The organism is Mucilaginibacter corticis, assembly GCF_007558865.1.
GTDB classification, from domain to species: domain Bacteria; phylum Bacteroidota; class Bacteroidia; order Sphingobacteriales; family Sphingobacteriaceae; genus Mucilaginibacter; species Mucilaginibacter corticis.
In genome coordinates this window covers 110264-129635 of the sequence record NZ_VLPK01000002.1, presented here as the reverse complement: position 1 = coordinate 129635, position 19372 = coordinate 110264, and the positions used below count along the sequence as shown (strand labels likewise).

At 42.1% G+C, this 19372-nt stretch carries 17 protein-coding genes; 12 read left to right on the top strand and 5 right to left on the bottom strand.

Annotated features, from left to right (window positions below):
* The first annotated feature begins 26 nt into the window (after window positions 1-26).
* The 5 genes from FO440_RS11245 (at window position 27) to miaA (ending at window position 5118) form a co-directional block, all read left to right on the top strand.
* Complete coding sequence (locus FO440_RS11245) at window positions 27-1076, top strand: acyltransferase family protein (RefSeq protein WP_144248365.1); 1050 nt, start codon at window positions 27-29, stop codon at window positions 1074-1076.
* Between the two features lie 34 nt (window positions 1077-1110).
* The gene (locus FO440_RS11240; protein WP_186292647.1) at window positions 1111-1677 is read left to right on the top strand and encodes an L-threonylcarbamoyladenylate synthase; all 567 of its coding nucleotides are present in this window, start codon (window positions 1111-1113) and stop codon (window positions 1675-1677) included.
* Between the two features lie 328 nt (window positions 1678-2005).
* Window positions 2006-3424, top strand: coding sequence for a CCA tRNA nucleotidyltransferase (locus FO440_RS11235; protein WP_144248363.1), 1419 nt, complete (start codon window positions 2006-2008; stop codon window positions 3422-3424).
* A 40-nt stretch (window positions 3425-3464) separates the two neighbouring features.
* Window positions 3465-4106 (top strand): IS1096 element passenger TnpR family protein, encoded by a 642-nt coding sequence (locus FO440_RS11230; protein ID WP_144248362.1) that lies wholly within the window; start codon window positions 3465-3467, stop codon window positions 4104-4106.
* Between the two features lie 70 nt (window positions 4107-4176).
* Window positions 4177-5118, top strand: a complete 942-nt coding sequence (miaA, locus tag FO440_RS11225; RefSeq protein ID WP_144248361.1) for a tRNA (adenosine(37)-N6)-dimethylallyltransferase MiaA — start codon at window positions 4177-4179, stop codon at window positions 5116-5118.
* A gap of 68 nt (window positions 5119-5186) precedes the next feature.
* On the opposite strand, the gene rfbA is transcribed toward miaA, so the two are convergent.
* From rfbA to FO440_RS11210, 3 genes are read right to left on the bottom strand one after another with little or no spacing between them, the layout of a single operon-like run.
* The gene (gene rfbA, locus FO440_RS11220) at window positions 5187-6047 is read right to left on the bottom strand and encodes a glucose-1-phosphate thymidylyltransferase RfbA (RefSeq protein WP_144248360.1); all 861 of its coding nucleotides are present in this window, start codon (window positions 6045-6047) and stop codon (window positions 5187-5189) included.
* A gap of 10 nt (window positions 6048-6057) precedes the next feature.
* Complete coding sequence (rfbD, locus tag FO440_RS11215) at window positions 6058-6915, bottom strand: dTDP-4-dehydrorhamnose reductase (RefSeq protein WP_144248359.1); 858 nt, start codon at window positions 6913-6915, stop codon at window positions 6058-6060.
* Window positions 6916-6960: 45 nt separating this feature from the next.
* Window positions 6961-7782 carry a 2OG-Fe(II) oxygenase gene (locus FO440_RS11210; protein WP_144248358.1) on the bottom strand — a complete coding sequence of 274 codons (822 nt, stop codon included), beginning with the start codon at window positions 7780-7782 and terminating at the stop codon, window positions 6961-6963.
* 155 nt (window positions 7783-7937) lie between these two features.
* Here FO440_RS11210 and FO440_RS11205 point away from each other — a divergent pair, with 155 nt between their 5' ends.
* Genes FO440_RS11205 through FO440_RS11185 form a run of 5 tightly spaced genes read left to right on the top strand, consistent with a single transcriptional unit; the run spans window position 7938 to window position 13338 of the window.
* Window positions 7938-9197: an oligosaccharide flippase family protein gene (locus FO440_RS11205; protein ID WP_144248357.1), complete on the top strand. Its 1260-nt coding sequence runs from the start codon at window positions 7938-7940 to the stop codon at window positions 9195-9197.
* Entirely contained in the window at window positions 9190-10119 is a 930-nt protein-coding gene (locus FO440_RS11200) for a glycosyltransferase family 2 protein (RefSeq protein ID WP_144248356.1), read from the top strand. Before FO440_RS11205 ends, FO440_RS11200 begins: the two co-directional genes overlap by 8 nt.
* 41 nt (window positions 10120-10160) lie before the next feature.
* Complete coding sequence (locus FO440_RS11195; RefSeq protein WP_144248355.1) at window positions 10161-11516, top strand: O-antigen ligase family protein; 1356 nt, start codon at window positions 10161-10163, stop codon at window positions 11514-11516.
* Window positions 11506-12204, top strand: a complete 699-nt coding sequence (locus FO440_RS25045) for an acyltransferase (RefSeq protein ID WP_222103973.1) — start codon at window positions 11506-11508, stop codon at window positions 12202-12204. Before FO440_RS11195 ends, FO440_RS25045 begins: the two co-directional genes overlap by 11 nt.
* 3 nt (window positions 12205-12207) lie before the next feature.
* Window positions 12208-13338, top strand: a complete 1131-nt coding sequence (locus tag FO440_RS11185; RefSeq protein WP_144248354.1) for a glycosyltransferase family 4 protein — start codon at window positions 12208-12210, stop codon at window positions 13336-13338.
* On the opposite strand, the gene FO440_RS11180 is transcribed toward FO440_RS11185, so the two are convergent.
* Together FO440_RS11180 and FO440_RS11175 are read right to left on the bottom strand one after the other, a co-directional pair.
* The gene (locus FO440_RS11180; RefSeq protein WP_144248353.1) at window positions 13335-14438 is read right to left on the bottom strand and encodes a glycosyltransferase; all 1104 of its coding nucleotides are present in this window, start codon (window positions 14436-14438) and stop codon (window positions 13335-13337) included. The two genes, FO440_RS11185 and FO440_RS11180, sit on opposite strands and share 4 nt — an antisense overlap.
* Window positions 14439-14454: 16 nt before the next feature.
* Entirely contained in the window at window positions 14455-15396 is a 942-nt protein-coding gene (locus tag FO440_RS11175; RefSeq protein ID WP_144248352.1) for an SDR family oxidoreductase, read from the bottom strand.
* Window positions 15397-15714: 318 nt separating this feature from the next.
* On the opposite strand from FO440_RS11175, the gene FO440_RS11170 reads away from it, so the two are divergent.
* Window positions 15715-16947 carry a glycosyltransferase family 4 protein gene (locus FO440_RS11170; protein ID WP_144248351.1) on the top strand — a complete coding sequence of 411 codons (1233 nt, stop codon included), beginning with the start codon at window positions 15715-15717 and terminating at the stop codon, window positions 16945-16947.
* Between the two features lie 86 nt (window positions 16948-17033).
* On the top strand, window positions 17034-19370 hold the full coding sequence (locus FO440_RS11165) for an SLBB domain-containing protein (protein WP_144248350.1): 2337 nt from the start codon (window positions 17034-17036) through the stop codon (window positions 19368-19370).
* The last annotated feature ends 2 nt before the right edge of the window (window positions 19371-19372 follow it).

Sequence of the window (19372 nt, the reverse complement as noted above, 5' to 3'; positions counted from 1 at the left end):
TTGCTGATACAGGCAGGTATGCAAAAATGAGAATTGAACAACTAACCTTTACACGTTTTATAGCTGCATTAGGCATAGTCATATTCCATTTTGGCAAAGGTGTGTTCCCTTTTGATCATGGGGTTTTATTTATCCTTATAAACCATTTCAATGTTGCGGTTAGTTACTTCTTTTGCTTGTCGGGCTTTGTAATGGTTGTTGCCTACAGCAATGGCGATAAGCAAATCAATACCAAAAACTACTACATTAATCGCGTAGCAAAGATCTACCCGGTCTATATACTGGCGCTTGCGCTGATGCTCTTTTCATTAAAGGACATCAACTATTTACAGCTTGCCGCCGAAGCACTTCTATTACATACCGTTATACCGCCGTATGTGCTTTCCTATAACTTACCCGACTGGTCATTATCTGTCGAGCTGTTCTTTTATTTGCTTTTCCCTTTGATATATAACCGCGTTTACCTGGGTAGCAGTTTAAAGAAAACAGCCTTGTGGGTTATTGGCTTTTGGGTGATATCGCAGGTTGCGTGTTTTATCGTATTCAATATTACAGGTCCGGTACCGGCCTACTACGATAAGATCTTGTTTTACGGGCCGCTAACGCATTTGAACGAGTTTTTAATGGGTAACCTGTTTGGGTTTATATACCTGCAATGGCATAAAAAGGGCTACTTTAAAAACGATCTTGCCTTAAGTGTTTGCTTCATGCTGTTAATGGTGGGGTGCCTGTTGTTGCCACTGTTAAAATCAACCGGTTTTCAGCCTGTTGCCAATTTCCACAATGGATTGCTTGCTATCCTGTTTGGGCCGTTCATTTTGCTTTTGGCTTTGAATAATGGTTATATCAGCAGATTTCTGTCTATGCGGTTGTTTGTATACCTGGGCGAGATTAGCTACTGCGTTTACATTTTGCAGTACCCTGTCTTCTCTATTTTAAACCGGGTTATAAAGTTTCAAAATCAAGCCGTTAATTTGTACCTGATAACTGCTGTACTTTTGGTGTGTTCCATGATGGTGTACCAACTTGTTGAACTGCCGGGCAAACAATTGCTAAAGAAAGTATTAAAGCCTTAATATCAGACATTATTGATCATAAAGAATACTTATTATGCTTAAAGACGAAGTTGCCAAAGCTTTTAAAGTTGTACAGGACGGCGGTATTATCCTTTATCCTACCGATACCATTTGGGGGATAGGCTGCGATGCAGCCAATACCGAGGCTGTGCAAAAGATCTATCGCCTTAAACAGCGCAGCGAAACCAAGAGCATGATCATTTTGCTGGATACTGATGCCAAGCTGGCCAGCTATGTACAGGAAGTGCCCGAACTGGCTTATAACCTGATTGAATATGCCGAGAACCCTTTAACCCTGGTTATGTCGGGCGCGCGTAACATCTCGCCGGCCCTCATAGCGGCCGACGGCAGTATCGGCATCAGGGTATCAGGCCACCCGTTTTGCCAGGGGCTGATACAGCGTTTACGCCGGCCGCTGGTATCAACGTCGGCAAACATCAGCGGTAAGCCATCGCCGCAATACTTCTCGCAGATAGACCAGGAGATTATTGACGGGGTTGACTATGTGGTGGACATAGACCAGCACAGCATGGAGATCAAAAACCCATCGACCATTATGCGGCTGGAGCCGGACGGTAAGTTTGAGTTTTTGAGACGATGACAGCTAACAGGTGTACCAATTGAGAATGTGAAACACCTGGAATACCATTTTTACTAACGCATTGCTAATAAACACTTTAACTAAATTAGTGGAACACTTTGATACACCACAAAAGTCAGGAAAATTAAGTGTATTTTTGATTTAAGTAACTGATAATTAAAAGAATTAAAATAGCACTTTCGGACTATTTTTTATATAGTGGATCACCAAAAGTCACTCGTCCCCACATATTGCTTACAGAAACCTTTAACATACTTAGAGTACTTGCATTAGCCAATTGCCTTCATCCTCCACGCAAAACAGTAATTATTGTTAGCTTTGCAAAATCATGAAGGCGCATTTAAAACACCCTGTATTTGCTATAATATCGCAGCTTGCCGGCCGGCAAAACCTACAGGTATATACCATAGGCGGGTTTGTGCGCGATATTTTTTTGCATCGCCCGTCAAAAGATATTGATATCGTGATCATAGGTAATGGTATTGAATTTGCCGAGGCCGTTGCCGCCGCGCTTAAGGTAAAACTGGCCATTTATAAAAACTTTGGTACCGCGTCTTTAAAATACCAGGACCTTGAGATCGAATTTGTTGGCGCCCGCAAAGAATCATACCGCTTAGATTCGCGCAAGCCCATAGTTGAGAACGGCACGCTTGAAGACGACCAGAAACGCCGCGACTTTACCATTAACGCCCTGGCCATTTCTTTACACCCGGACAGCTTTGGCGAGTTGATTGACCCGTTTAACGGCATCCGCGACCTGGAACAAAAGCTGATCAGAACACCCCTTAACCCTATCGAGACTTTTTCTGACGATCCGTTGCGGATGATGCGCGCCATCAGGTTTGCGTCGCAGCTTAATTTTAAGATAGATGAGACGGCTGTCGAAGCCATAAAAAACAATGTCGACCGTATCAGCATCGTATCGCAGGAACGCATAACCGACGAGCTGAACAAGATCATCCTGTCGGCAAAACCGTCAATAGGATTTAATTACCTGTTTGATACCGGCCTGCTGCACAAGATCTTTCCGCAGATGACAGCGCTTTACGGCGTAGATTATATTGACGGCAAGGGCCATAAAGATAATTTTTACCATACCCTGCAGGTGCTGGATAATATTTGCGAAACCACTGCCGACCTTTGGTTACGCTGGGCAGCCATACTGCATGATATTGCCAAACCCGCTACCAAACGCTTTGAGCCGGGCCACGGCTGGACATTTCATGGCCATGAAGATAAAGGCGCGCGTATGGTACCCAAGATCTTCGCACAGTTAAAACTGCCTTTAAACGAAAAAATGAAGCAGGTGCAAAAGCTGGTACAGCTGCATTTAAGGCCCATCGTGCTGTCGCAGTCTATCGTAACCGACTCGGCCGTGCGCCGTTTGCTTTTTGAGGCAGGCGATGATATTGAGGGGCTAATGTTGTTGTGTAAAGCAGACGTTACCACAAAAAACGAGTACAAGGTTAAAAAGTATCGTAACAATTTTGAGTTAGTTCAGCAAAAATTAAAAGACGTTGAAGAGCGCGACAGTATCCGCAACTGGCAGCCACCCGTTACCGGCACCGATATTATGGAGCTATTCGGTATAAAAGAGGGCCGCGAGGTGGGTATTATCAAAAATAAGATCCGCGAAGCGATACTGGAAGGCGAGATCCCGAATGCACGCGCAGAGGCAATTACCTTCACTATCAAGACCGGCGAAGAAATTGGCTTAAAAGTTGTGGCAAACTCAATCAAAAATTAAAATATTATTTTTACCCAATAAAAATCTACTACAAAACACAATGGCACTATACAGGTTTAGAGTTACCTTTGAGGATTATGATGATGTAACAAGAGAGATCGATATCAAATCGACCCAGACATTTGAGGATCTTCACCGGGCTATACATCAGTCAACAGGTTACAATGCAGAATATCCGTCATCATTTTATATCAGCAATGACCAATGGATAAAAGGCGAAGAAGTTACTTACCTGCCTAACCAAAAAAGGATTGACCGCGGTGTGGCACTGATGGAAAAGGTGAAACTAAGCAGCCGGATAGATGATCCGCACCAAAAATTTTATTACACCTTCAATTTCGATCGTCCGTTTGATTTTCATGTCGAGCTGATGAAGATCATCCTGGATGAAGCAGCAGGCGTAACTTACCCTGCAATTATTAAATCAGTGGGCGACGCGCCAAGACAATTTGTTACCGTTGCAGATGCCGCTACCGCCGCTACTGCCGATACAGGCGACGACTTTGATTTCCTGAATGAAATGGGCATGAACCATGAGGATACCGAAGATTTCTCTGAAGTAGACGAAACCGGCGAAGCAGTTGCCGACGAGCATGAAGAGGAGGAAGAAGACGAGTTTGGAAGCGAGTTTGCCGACGACGAAGGATTTGAAGAAGACAGCAAATCGCACGACGATTATTAATTAGTCGATAGTTCATAGTCGATAGTCCATAGCACCTGTTTAACTATGATCATACTATCGACCATGGACTATGGACTATGGACTGCAAACTATGGACCATGGACTGTCGACTACAAAAACCCTGATAGTAATTGCCGGGCCTACCGCGTCGGGTAAAACTGCTGCGGGTATCAGGCTGGCGCAACACTATAAAACGGTAGTGGTATCGGCAGATTCACGGCAATTTTATAAGGAGATGTCTATCGGCACAGCCAAACCCACCTGGATAGAATTAGCCGAGGTTAAGCATTATTTTATCGATTCGCATGCTATAACCGACCCATTTTCTGTTGGCGATTTTGAGAAAGAGGGTCTTGCCCTTTTGGATGATCTTTTTAAATCGCATGACAAAGTAATCCTGGTTGGCGGCTCAGGTTTATACATCAAGGCGCTGTGCGAGGGTTTTGATGAGATCCCCCAGGCTGACGAAGGCATCAGGGAACAATTAAACTTTGAGTTTGAAGAAAAAGGCATCGCGGCGCTACAGGAAGAACTAAAAACAGCCGACCCCGATTATTACAACGAAGTTGACCTGAGCAACCCGCAAAGGATTATAAGGGCGCTTGAGGTTTTCAGGAGTACGGGCAATCCATTTTCGTCATACCGCAAAGCGACAGTAAATACACGCCCGTTTAATATCTTAAAGATCGGGTTAGACCTGCCCCGAGAGTTATTATACGACCGCATAAACAAACGGGTTGATGACATGGTACAACAGGGATTGATTGACGAGGTGAGAGCACTTACCCCCTACCGCTATCTTAACGCTTTAAATACTGTTGGCTACAGCGAGCTGTTTGATTATTTTGACGGCAAAACCGACTTCGACCAAGCCATCAGCCTGATTAAACAAAATACCCGCCGCTTTGCAAAAAGGCAGCTCACCTGGTTCAGAAAGGATCAGCAAATGCACTGGCTAAAGCCGGATGATGTGCAACCTGAAATGGTTGATGAGTTGTTGAGGGAAGAATAGTTATGTTCACTACGTCGCATCGCAGGGTCCCTTTCAGGAGACCCTGCGTGGACATAATAAAGTAATTCTTATTTAAGCAGTCTTAACAAATACTGGCCGTAACCGCTTTTTATATAACGTTGTGCCAAACTGGCTAACTGATCTTTATCAATAAAGCCCATACGGTAGGCAATTTCTTCGATACAGCCGATTTTGGTGTCCTGGCGTTTTTCAATTACGCGCACAAATTCGCTGGCATCGCTTAACGAATCGAACGTACCGGTATCCAGCCAGGCTGTGCCCCTGTCCATTACGCCTACCTGTAAAGTACCTTTTTCAAGATAATATTTATTTACGTCGGTTATCTCGTATTCGCCGCGTGGCGATGGTTTTAAGTTTTTGGCTATCTCGATTACCGTGTTATCATAAAAATAAAGGCCCGGCACCGCAAAATTAGATTTTGGCTCTAACGGTTTTTCTTCGATTGATAGCGCTTTAAAATCTTTATCAAATTCAACAACACCGTAACGCTCAGGGTCTGCAACCGGGTAGGCAAAAACTGCCGCGCCGTTTACATCATTAAAGCTTTGTACCAGCTTACTGAAACCGCTGCCGTAAAAAATGTTATCGCCCAGTACAAGCGCCGCTTTATCATTACCGATAAATTTTTCGCCTATTACAAATGCTTGGGCAAGGCCGTTAGGTACGGCTTGTACGGCGTATTCAAAATTACAGCCTAATTCTTTTCCGTCGCCTAATAAGCGTTTAAAGCTTTCGTTATCCTCTGGAGTAGTAATTATTAAGATCTCTTTTATACCGGCCAGCATCAATACTGATAAGGGGTAGTAGATCATCGGCTTATCATAAATTGGCATTAACTGCTTACTTATGGCCTTGGTTATAGGATAAAGCCGGGTGCCTGATCCGCCTGCTAAGATTATTCCTTTCATGTGGTTTAAGTTATTGTTGAAGTTTAGCTATACAGTTTATTAAGCTGTCCCTCCAATACGGTATCTTGATGTTAAATGTTTCTTTTGCTTTAGTTTTATCCATTACAGAATAGCTTGGGCGGGTAGCCTTTGTAGGGTACTGATCTGTACGGATAGGGATTGCCTTTACTTGCGTTGCCGAAATATCAAATACAGCACGGGCAAAATCAAACCATGAGGTTACGCCCTCGTTGGCATAATGATAAATTCCGTAAGCCGTACTGCCACTGCTAATGATCATCAGGAAAAACTCCGTAAGGTCAATAGCATAGGTGGGTGTGCCAACCTGGTCGGCAATTATTTTAAGTTCGTCGCGCTCGCTGCCCAGCTTGAGCATGGTTTTAACAAAGTTGTTGGCAAACTCAGAATACAGCCAGCCTGTACGGATAATAAAGTGTTCCTTCAAAACCGATGCTATGGCTACCTCGCCATCCAGTTTGGTTTGGCCGTAAACACTTATAGGGCTTGCTACATCCACTTCGGTAAGCGGGCGGGCAACATCGCCTTTAAACACAAAATCTGTTGAGATATGGATCAGTACAGCGCCATAGCTTTTACATTTAACAGCCAGGTTATATGCGCCGGTGTTGTTGATCTTTTCGGCAAGTTCCTGGTCATCCTCGGCCTTATCAACAGCGGTGTAAGCCGCGCAATTGATAACATAAGCAGGTTTATACTGACCAAAAATTTTATCTAAACCTTCAACATCCAGGATATTTGCTTCAGACTCGGGCGGGAAAACCACATTGGTTAATCCTTTTAGGCCTGATACATATTTTATGCACTGCCCTAACTGGCCCGAGGCTCCAAAAACAACGATAGTACTCATTATGATAAATAGTTAGCTTAACAAAGATGTAATTTACGATTGAATTTACCGTATTATTTGTTTTATAGTTTTTAATAATATTGGCGGGGTTATTTCGCGCACAACATCTTTAAAGGTGATGGGTTCTTTTGTCACTTCGTCATTTTGTCCTGCGCGGCCTTTAAAAAGCGTGGCATGCGCCCTGTCACTTATCTCAGATTTTGGGCGGCCGTTGCTGTAATAATACAGCGCCATTGATTTTCGGCTACGATCAGGCGGGCAGGTAAGCGGGTCGGGGTGGCCGTGGTATGAAAAATCGGTAGTTGAAAATATGGCCACGCGGTTAAATACAGGCAATATTTTTTTGTGCGATTGTTTCATTTCCCTGTCCCATAACTCGAAATGCCCCCCGTAACTTTCTTCCCAGTCCTTGTTTAAATACACTAAAAGGTTGATGCGCCTGTCCAGCTTCAAAAATTCGTGCTTGTTAAAATCAGCATGCACTTTTAGTAAACCGCCGGGTTTAATTTCATGATACCCGCCGCCTACAAAATATGGGTCGGATGTAAGGGTCTCTTTTATACCGGTAAGTTCCTGCAAAAAATCCAGCATCGGCTGCGAGTTCAGGTAGTGGGCAAATTGCTTGGTATCATCACTAAAATACTTTTCGCCTTTGGCTTCGTATTTTTTTTCGTTCTGATTATCGTAAACCTTAACATCCTGCTGCTTTGAAAGGTCCGGGAAATCGGCGACTATTTTGCTCAAAAATTTCTCATCAAAAAAATCATCAATTACGATGTTGGGGAAAGGTGCCGCGTTTATATATTCCTCATGTTTATCCTTACCAAATTGTTTAAGATCTTTTATAGCAGGGTTAAGAAAATTCATAAATTATAGTATTGATGTGCGAAGATAATTATACCACACAGAATAATGTAAATAATAATGCCACTGATATTGTTTTATATAACCGGTATAATAAATGCCCTGCCTGTGAATATAATAAATTAAGTTAAATTTGCTTTGCTATCAATCTGTAACATTTGAAACAACGCGTAAAAGAGTCTTACAAAAAGTTAAGGGCCACTAATATCCTATCCAACTTCCTTAATTTAAGCAGTATACAGATCTCTAACATATTATTGCTGTTCATTACTATCCGCATTATAACCGGTAATGTTGGTATCGCGGGTTTTGGCATGATCATGTTCGCTTATCGTTTTTCAACACTTGCTGGCACCATTATCAACTATGGCACCGGGCAATCGGGCGTAAAAGATGTTGCTTTTAATCTTGCTGACACTGAAAAATTGAGCGCGGTATTTTCAGGCACGTTATGGATCCGCATCATCATTTTCTCTCTGTTTCTTTTAGGACTAATCGGCTTTTACTGGCTGCATGCCGGCAGCTACAACTATATTGTACTGGCAACCCCTGTTGTTTTGGCCGAGGTATTTAATCCGCTATGCTTTTTTATAGGTATTGAAAAGATCAGGATATTTAATATCTGGAACCTGGTATCAAACATTGCTGCGGTGTTGGCTATTTTAGTTTTTATAAAAGCGCCCGCCGATGCCGGTTGGGTCAATTTTATTTTAGGGACAGGCAATGTTGTTACCTACTTAGGGCTGTTGATCTATTTTGCCCGTAATTTTAAATTAAGCTTTTATATTCCGCTAAAAACTGACCTGCTGACCATAGCGAAAGACAATTTTTATCTTACTGTAAATAATATTTCGGCCAACCTGCAGCAATCTATCATCATATTTGCGTTAGAGTGGCATAATTCAAGTTTATTGGGTGCTTATACTTTATGCGACAGGTTTATAGGCCAGTGCCGCAACCTGCTTAACATAGTTAGTAACGCGGTTTATCCAAACGCGGTAAATACCTATAAACAAAGCGCAACCGCATGGGATGCGTACCGCAAACGGTCTAAATACTTGTTTGCAGGCATATTCTCAGCAGGCGCTATCGTAATTTTTATACTGGCAGACCTGATCATATTTATCCTGTCAAAAAAACACAATGCCGACGCGGTTATGGTGTTAAGGGTTATGGCCTTTGTGCCGGTAGTGTCGGCATTAAATGTATTCAGCGTGCTCGATATGCTTTTAAAAAGCAAAAACGTGTACCTGTTTAAAATTGCCGTAATTTTAATTTTTGTAGCAGCTGGGGCAGCATTTGCGTTGGTAGCTACCGGTAATAATTTGCTGATAGCTTCTTTCACGCTTATTATTGAGCTTAGCGCCTCGGTTATGTATGAATATGTTATAAAAAAATCGCCGGTTCAAAATGTCTAAACCTGTAGCGCTGATACTGCTTAACTGGAATACACCCGCACATACGGCAAACTGTATTTTATCATTGCTGCAATACTGCGATGAGCAGTTGTTTGATATCATCGTGGCAGATAACGGGTCGACAGATAATTCATTGGCATTGCTTAAAGCGCAATTTCCCAACCTTATCTATATCGACAATAAAGAGAACCTCGGCTTTGCTGAAGGGAATAACAAGGGGCTGGTATATAGTATTAATAATTGCTACACTTATTCGCTGGTGATGAATACGGATACCCTGGTTGATGAAGACCTGGTAACCGGCCTTAAAACACACCTGGACAATTATTCACACGCCGCGGCCGTACAACCTGCCATTTACTGGATGCACGACAGAACCCGTATCTGGAACGGCGAAGGCAGCTTTAACTCGCTGTTAGGTGTAACCAGGTCATCAACCGAAACACCCGATAGTAATACTTACAAAATTGTTGAGTGGGTAACGGGCTGCTGTATGATGATCCGTAACTCGGCCTTAATCATGAGCGGCCTATTTAACAAACAATTTTTTTTGTATTATGAGGATGTCGAGCTATCTTTTCGCTTACGCGATCTGGGTTATGAGCTGCATTATTTACCGGCGTGCAAGATGTACCACGAGGCAGGTGTATCGGCCAAAGTTGAAAAAAAGGAAGGTTTTTTAAGCCCGGTTATTCATTATTACATCAGCCGTAACCATATCTGGTTTTTAAGGCGCTACGCGTTGACGGCTTATTACCCGGTAAACCTTATTTACAATGGCTTTTATTATCTTGCTTTATTAGCCTATTTTATATTGCGGGGACGTAAAGAAAAAGCAAGGCTTTTGATGAAGGGTTTAAAAGAAGGTATTTTTACACCAGGCGATCAAATTTGGTCGCCCACTAATAGCAGCATCCGGTAAGCATGTTTATATTCCCACTCATATATCTCGTTTCGTTTGTAATGGCGGTAAGAGAGGTCTGCAAAGGCCGTACCGAGGGGATACTGCTGTTTTTAATTTTCGGGCTATCCATGTACACTACGGCAATGTCTGTAGCGTTTATGATGGGCTTTAAAAGCTTGATCCCTGTTTTCCAGTTTTTTAAAGAGATCCTGGTATTAAGCGTGCTTACCTTAAACATTTTGAGTTTGAGGTACAGGCCCAGGTTCCACCTGTTAGATTACGCTATTCTTTCCTTTTTAGTATATACCTTCATTTACGCCATTTTACCCATTGGCGACCAGGGCTTTGTTGACCGCCTGCTGGCTTTTAAAAGCACGTCTTTTTATATCGTGGTATATTTCGCGGGCCGCCTGTCAGATCCTAAATCCATCTTCGTCAACAAATATTTCAATTACATTATTCTGTTAACCATCGCCGCAGGCGCAGTTTTGTTAGTTGAGGTAGCTATGCAGCAGCAACTGCAATTGTTTACCGGGTACGCCGACTATTGTTATTACTTTTTTAATATTGAACCGAGCGGTGTTTTTGGTTTAAGCACAACGTTCGACTCGGATAGCGGGCTGCGGCGCTTTGCCAGTTTTTTTAATAACCCGCTTGAACATGCGGCCGCTACCCTGCTGGCATTATCAGTTATAGCGGCGCTATACACACGCGACGATAATAAGTTTAAACCTACAAGCATTGGCGTACTGGCCATCATAGCTTCATTTCTTTCCATCATATTCGCCTTATCACGGGCGCCGTTAGTCGCTTATTTCTTTATCATTTATATTTACGCGCTGGTAACTAAGAAAAAGTACATCACCGGCACGGTACACGTGGGTGTAGGCCTGGTAGCTGTTTATTTGATCTACCTGTTCACCCAGTTTGAAAATAATAACCATAACGGGCTTATTGCCGTTTTAATGAACACGGTAGATTTTAGCGATCCATCAAGCGTTGGCCACCTGGTACAATGGGTTGAAGGTATCATGTCTATGATAGCGCACCCGCTTGGTTTGGGCCTGGGTACATCTGGACGGGTGGCCGGTTCGTTGGGCGAAAACGTGGGCGGCGAGAATCAATTTATCATTATCGGGGTGCAGGCTGGTGTAATTGCCTTACTTTTATACCTGGCCATTTATGTAATGTTTATTAAAACGTGTTTAAAATGGCTGCCCCTGTTAAAAGGCAAAGAACGAAAAATATGTATGGCTGTTTTTTTAATAAAGGTTGGTTTTTTCATCCCCATGTTAACATCCGAAGTTGAATCATCGTCCTACCTGTCATATATGAACTGGTTTTTATCCGGCATATTGATCAGTATGATCATGTATCCTTTAAGACCTCAATTACAACCGGCAAATGATCATTGAGAAACTCATAAAAACGCTAAAGAAAGACCCTGACTATAAGTGGGAAAGCCCCCACTCGGGCCGCGATCTTTTTAGTATCGCCTGGGTCAGGTTTTTCCAGGTGATAAGGGGATTGTTTTTAAAACCATTCTTAAAAAAATCGGTGGGCTTTGTTTTTGTGGGTACTCATGTTAAGGTTAGACACGGTTACCAGGTTATAGCGGGTAAAAACCTGATACTGGATGACAATGTAAGTATCAACGCTTTATCATTCGACGGCATTACGTTCGGCGACGATATATCCATAGCGCGCGACTCGATATTATTTTGCACCGGCATAATAGCCCAAAAAGGGACCGGCATTACCATTGGCGACCGTACAGGTATTGGCGCCCGTGCCTTTTTAGCCGGACAGGGCGGCATTACCATTGGCAATGATGTAATAACCGGACCCAACATACAGGTATTTTCAGAGAATCATAATTTTTCAGACCTGTCGCAAACCATAAAAGCACAGGGCGTTAGTAAGCAACCTACGGTTATAGGCAATAATTGCTGGCTGGGCGGCGGTGTAACCATACTGGCAGGCGTAACCATTGGCGATGGCTGTGTGATAGCCGCCGGTAGTGTGGTTACCAAATCGGTGCCCGCAAATTCAATAGTAGCGGGTGTGCCGGCCAAAGTAATAAAAAGCAGGGACGCGAACTAATCAATGCCTAAGCCGTTAAAAATAGCTGTTGATGTACGCGACCTCAGGTTAGCTAAAACCGGTACACGTACTTATTTGGAAGAGTTATATATCGAATTTAAAAAGTTAGAAACTGACGGCCTTCGCTTCTGTTTTTTAGATACCTCGATCCCGGTTTATACCGGTAGTAATAAATTGTTAAAACTAACGGAGCATGCCCGTTACCAATTATGGAAACAGATTGTACTGCCCTTAAAAGCTTTTTTTAAGGGGTGCGACGTGATTTTTTGTACCGATAATTTTGTCCCGCTGGTACACTTGGGATATAAAACCATCCCCGTTTTTCATGACGCTTTCTTTTTTGAAACGCCGCAAAACTATGGCAGGCTTTGGCTGTGGTTGTATAAAAAAACGGCTATTCCTGCTGCAAAAAGGTCGCCTTTTGTAGTAACCCCATCTGCCTGGGCAAAGAAGCAGATCAATCATTACACAGGCATCGGCAATGAAAAGCTGGTTGTTATCCCCGAAGGGCCAAAAACATTGGCTGATAACTTGAATGCGGAGGATGCGAACCAATTGCTAAACTCGTTTTCTTTAAATCCTCAATCTTATCTGCTGCATGTAGGGTCCATGTTTAAAAGGAAAAACATCCCGGCCTTAATAAAAGCTTTCGCTGAGATCAAGGCATCCGGTTATCCGGGATTAAAGCTTGTATTGGCGGGCCCTACCCCATCCACGCAAACAGATACCGACTATCAGCAAATAATTAATTCCATTGCAGATGCTAAACTACAGCAGGATGTTATTATTACCGGCTATTTATCAAACACCCAACTGGGCTTGCTTTATAAAAACGCCTTGGTGTATGTATTCCCGTCGGTAAACGAAGGCTTTGGCATACCTGTGTTAGAGGCTTTTAGTTATGGATTACCTGTGCTTGTAGCTAATAATACCTGCCTGCCCGAAGTTGGCGGCAATGCGGTATTATCATTTGATCCGTTTGATACCGATGATATGAGTACAAAAATAAAACTGGTTTTGGATGATAAGCAACTTCGTGATGACTTGAGTAGTAAAGGCATAGAGCGGCTTAAATTATTCTCGTGGCATAACACGGCCCTGCAACTTATTGAAGTGTTCAAGAAAGCTGTTTAGCTGTTTAAAAACACCTCTACGTGTTCATCGGCTACCTTTTCCCAATTAAATGCGCTCAGCGCGCGTTCTGAGGCCTTTTGAGCCAGTTTCAACATTTCCGGATAGTTGTTCTCGCAATAGTTTATTTCTTCGGTCAACGACTTGATATTGCCTTTTTCAAACATCCGGGCGGTACCGTTTACCGCGTACTGATTCTCTTCTATGTCACTTACGATCAGCGGAACGTTAAGCCCCATAACCGTCAGTACAACCGGCGATAAACCTTCAACATCCGATGGTTGAATGTAGCAATATGAATTTACCATCAAGGTGTTGGTATCATTGCCATAAACATATCCCGGAAAGATCACCTGGCTATCCGCCATGTCCATCAGCTGTTTTTCGTATGACGAGGGATTGGGCGATCCGCCTATCAGCAACAGCTTTTTCTTAGACCCGGAATTTTTAAATGCGGGTATAAGATAATGCAGGCCTTTGTCGGGTATAAATCGGCCAACAAAAAGATAATAACTGCCTTTTTCAAGCCCCAGTCTTTCTAAAATATCGGTGTCGCTTGTTCCTGCCTCTACCTCGCTGCCAAATGGTATAAACTTATAGTTTTTTTTAAATTTATCTTCAAACAGCTTTTTTGCTATCACATTATCAAATATGACCTCATTGGGCAAATGGGCCGTCAAATACGCCGAAAAACGTAAATATAACTTACCATACCAGGGCCATTTGTCGCGTTTCCAGTCTACGCCATCCTGGCTTATAAACACTTTCTTACCAAATAAACGTAAGGGTATCGCCCAGATACTGTTACCGCCATTTTGTATATGTACAATATCGGCAGTGTTGTTAAAAATAATATCAAATGTGCATTTACAAGAGTGTACCAGTGTATCCAAGCCCTTTTTAGCGCTGGTTTTAAAGGTCTTTATTTTTACGCCTTTATATTCATCAACATCAACAAATACGTCAGGATAACGGCGGTTATAAGCAAGCACACTATGGCCGCGGTTTACAAGGCGGGGAAATAATTCGAGGGCAAATTTATCTGCTCCTGCAGCACCTTTTGCCAAGGGGATAGACCGAAAGCCAAAAGCAGCAATACGCATTATCTAAAGTAAATATTTATATAGTAATATGTTCTTTTGATAAATAAATATCGTTTTCTTTCAGGTAGTCTGTGTAATAGTTATCGATGTATTGTTTTAACGCTATACGCCAGTCTTGCATAATATTCATGCTGCGCAGCTCCAGTTTTTTATTAATAAGCCTTTCTGAAGGCGGCCTTGGGGCAAAGTAAGTATCCTTAAAATAGCTTGACGGAACCTCGTTTAATACGGTTTCATTTTCAAGACCAAGTATTTTTACTAATTCCTCTGCTACCTCATATCTGCTGGTTTCGCCGTTACAAACCATGTTATACAGGCCCCAGTATTCGCGCTCTACCAGCAATTTTACGTTTTTGGCAAAATCTACCGTGAAAGTTGGCGTACCATCTTTATCATTTACAACATGCAGATTGCGTTTGCCATCTGCCAATTGTTTGATCAGTTTATTAATAAATTTCTTATCCTTATCAGGCCCGCCACCCATCATCCAGCCGGCGCGGCAGATAATGTAGCGTGTAGCATTTTCGCGTACATAACGCTCGCCCATATATTTTGACCGTGCGTAGTGACCAAGCGGGTTAGGCTCATCCCAGTCGTCGTAAAAATCTTTAGTACCATCAAAAATCCCTGCGGTGCTTATATAAAGCATCGGGATGTTTAATCTATTGGCTATAAACACCGCGTTTTCAACCGAAGTGGTATTAGTAAGGTAAGTATCGTCAAGATTTAACTCGCAGTATTCAAGGTCGGTATAGGCGCCTAAATGAAACAGGTAATCGGGTTTAAATGCTTCTACGTCTCTTTTGTAAGCGTCAAAGTTTCTGAAATCAAGAAAACTAAGCCATTGTTCATTTACATCCTTGTCTGTGCATTTGATCTCATAATCACTTTTAAATATGCGATAAAAAGCTTCTCCAAGCATTCCACCCGCACCAGCAATGTAAATTTTTTTCTTCATATAAACGTTTAAACCATAACGGTAACATCTGGTAGATGTTTTAAAATAGCCAGCCAGCCTTGCTTATGTTCAATCTACAAAATTAATTTTTTTTGATTCAATACCATTATATTTTTTCAAGCACGATTAATAAAAACCATAATTTGCTTACATAATTATTATAGTTATACGTCTTATATTGTTAAATTGATTGGTAAAAACACAAAAAAGCCCAAACTTTATAATTGCATAATATTATCTGATATAATACAACCATATTTGACTTTTGTTTGCTTAACACATAAAAACATTTATTTCCAACCAAAGCAATTAGATATAATGAATATTCTTGTTATAAACTGGACATGGTATCCAAGCGGCGGAGATTGGACGTATGTTGAAAATGTGGTTGATCTTTACGAACAAAAAGGACACCACGTTATACCATTTTCAATGAAGGACGACCGGAACTTTCCATCGCCCTACAGCGATTATTTTATTGAGAATATAGATTATAAAAAAATTAACCGGCGCAGTATTACCCAGGGTATAAAGGTTGTAAGTAAAAGCATTTACTCTACCGAAGCGCAGAAAAACCTGGAACAGCTTTTAAATGATGTTAAAATAGATTTTGCGCATATCAATGTCATCCACCATTATATTACGCCTACCATTTTAAAAATATTAAAAGAAAAAAACATCCCCATTATTTGGACACTACACGAGTATACGCCTATATGCCCCGAAAGCACTTTTATAAGCCATGACCAGATCTGCGAACGGTGTTTTGGCGGCGCGTTTTATAATTGCATCACCCACTCCTGTAAAAAAGGTTCATACCTTGCAAGTACCGTAGCCGCGCTTGAAAACTATGTTCATAAGTATCTTAATTATTATGAATACGTAGACCATTACGTATGCCCTTCGGTTTTTTTGTACGAAAAATTCAGATCCTTTAATTTCTTTGCTGATAAACTGGTTCAGCTGTATCATGGTTATGATTATACAGAAATTGCAGCAGCCGCATTAAAACCACGGCTGTTTGCAGAAAAATACATTGTATTTGTTGGCCGGCTGGAGAAAATAAAAGGTGCGCACACGATATTGCATGCCATGCAACAATGTCCGGATATCGAGCTCAAAATTATAGGAACCGGTACGCAGGAACAGGTCCTGCAAGAATTTAAAGAAACTAATGGATTAAACAACGTTACGTTTTTGGGTAAAAAAACCAAGCAAGAAACCTTACAGATAATTAATGGCGCCGAATTTTTGATCTGCGCGTCAGAATGGTATGAGGTTTTAGGTTTTACTGTGGTTGAGGCCATGGCATTGGGTAAGCCTGTTATTGGTTCGGCCATTGGCGCTATACCTGAGATGGTAATTGACGGGCAAACCGGTTTGCTGTTTGAACCGGGCAACTACAACCAGCTTGCCGAAAAGATCAGGTTATTATATGCCGATAGTCAACAAATAGCTGAATTAGGCAAAAACGCGCAGCAGCATATTAATCAGCTCATTAATACACAAAAACATTTTGAAGGCTTGCAAAAACTAATTCCCGGCTTATAAGTTGTAACACCTTGTACTATTTGCACTATAGCTTTAGACTGATTTAATATTTTATATTTGCATACTTAGATTAACATCAATTCTTCATGCGCATTAAATACCTGTTTTATATATTATTTCTTGGTTTAATATTTATTGCCGGCCAGGGTAAGGCCCAGGGAATATCCATGAGCGACCTGAAAAGCATGAAAGTAAGCCAGGCTACTGATGCACAGATCATACAAGCCTGGAAAAAAATACAGGATAGCGGCTTATCTGAACAGCAAACTTATGACCTTATGGCCCAAAAAGGCCTGCCACCTGAAGAAGTACAGGCCTTTAAAGACCGGGTAACACTGCTGGGCCTTAATGGCAAATCTACCGCGCCTATAAAAAGCGCAGGTGCAGATAAACAAACGACAACAGGCTCATCACGCGATATTATTGACCTGGTGGTAAAACCAAAGCCACTGGAGCATCCGGTTGTAAAAAAACAGCAACCTGTATTGGAAGTTTACGGGACTTCATTTTTTAAACAAGCCATCAGCTTTGAACCCAATTTTTCTATAGCTACACCAAAAAGCTATGTGCTTGGCCCCGGCGATAAAGTAATTGTACTATTAACCGGTCTGAATGAAAAAAATGTTGAGGCTACGGTAACGCCTGAAGGTAATGTGCAGATACCTTTTGCGGGCCTGGTATACGTAAACGGTTTTACAATAGAGCAAGCAACCAGCTTAATAAGAAGCAAAATGACCCGGGTTTATCCCGGTTTAAATTCGGGACAAACACAATTGACCGTGAACCTGGGTAGCACCCGCAGTATAAAAGTAACTGTTAAGGGCGAAGTTAAAACACCGGGATCATATACCTTATCATCTTTGGCTACTTTGCCTAATGCGTTGTATAATTCGGGCGGGCCTGGTGCAAATGGTTCATTAAGGTATATTAAGCTGATAAGAAATAACAAGCTTTACAAAACGATAGATTTTTACACCTACCTGCAAAACGGCATTCAGGATGGAAATATCAGGCTTGAAGACCAGGACGTGATACAGATCCCCGTTTACAAAAAAAGGGTAAGTATTAGTGGCGAGGTAAAAAACCCGGCTATTTATGAGTTAAAAGACGATGAGCATTTAGATGACCTGATCAGGTACGCCAGTGGTTTTACTGATACCGCTTATACCGGCGTTGCCAAAGTTGACCAGGTCAATGAATTACAGCGCGAGGTAAAAGACGTGCCTGCTAATCTTTTTGCCAACTATACGCCCCATAACGGCGATAAGGTGCAAATTGGAGCCATTACCAACCGTTATACCAACCGTGTAGTACTTGAAGGCTCTGTATACCGCCCTGATGTTTACGAGCTTACTGCAGGCCTTACTTTAAGCCAGCTTTTAAAACAGGCACAAGGCTTAAAACCCGAAGCTTATACAGAGCGCGGCTATATTAACAGAACGCTGCCAAACCTAGAGAAACAAAGCATTCCGTTTAAACCAACTGATGTGCTTAACGGCACCAATGACATACCGCTGCTGCGCGAGGATACTGTGGTTATTATGGACAGGCAGTCTTTTGTGTCTGAGCAGAAAGTAACCGTTAGCGGTTATGTCAAGCGCCCGTCAATCATTACCTATCGTAAAGGGCTAAAACTGGCGGATGTGATTGCTATGTCCGGCGGATTTGCTGATGAAGCGGCCGACCACCACATTGAGATAAACAGGGTAATTAAAAATGAATCGGACAGCGTAGCTAACCAGCAGGTTAATACATTCATTGTTGACATGAGTAACAATAATGACGCTAATCGCAATATCGAGCTACAGCCAATGGATGTGATCAATGTGCCGCGATTGGTTAATTATAGGTCATTAGGCAATGTTGCTGTTAAAGGCGAAGTTGTGTTTCCGGGAGTGTACCCTGTGGAAAAAAGAAATGAAACCGTGCTTGATTTCCTGCAAAGGGCCGGTAGTGTAACGCCTTACGGCTCGATGGAGAATACACAGGTTTTCAGAAACGGCGTACGTGTTAATTTAGACCTGGCAGCTAAAAAAGAATCAGGCAAAAACATGATATTACTGCCGGGCGATAGCGTTTATGTGCCGCGTGTAATATCTTACGTTGAAGTATCGGGCGCGGTAAACAACCCGCAATACATTAATTATAAAGGCCGTAGTTTCAAATATTACATTAATGCTGCTGCCGGCACTACACAAAATGCACGATTAAAAGGTGCATATATTAAATACCCTGATGGCTTGAACCAGCCTATCAGGCATTTCTTATTTTTCCGCCGCTACCCTGTTGTTAAACCGGGCAGTAAGATCGTAGTTCCTGAAAAAACACCGGATAATAAAATCAAAATAGGCTTTGGTGATTTAGGCAGCATAGCCGCGGCATTAACCGCATTGGTAAGTATTGTTGCTATTTTACATAAATAAAA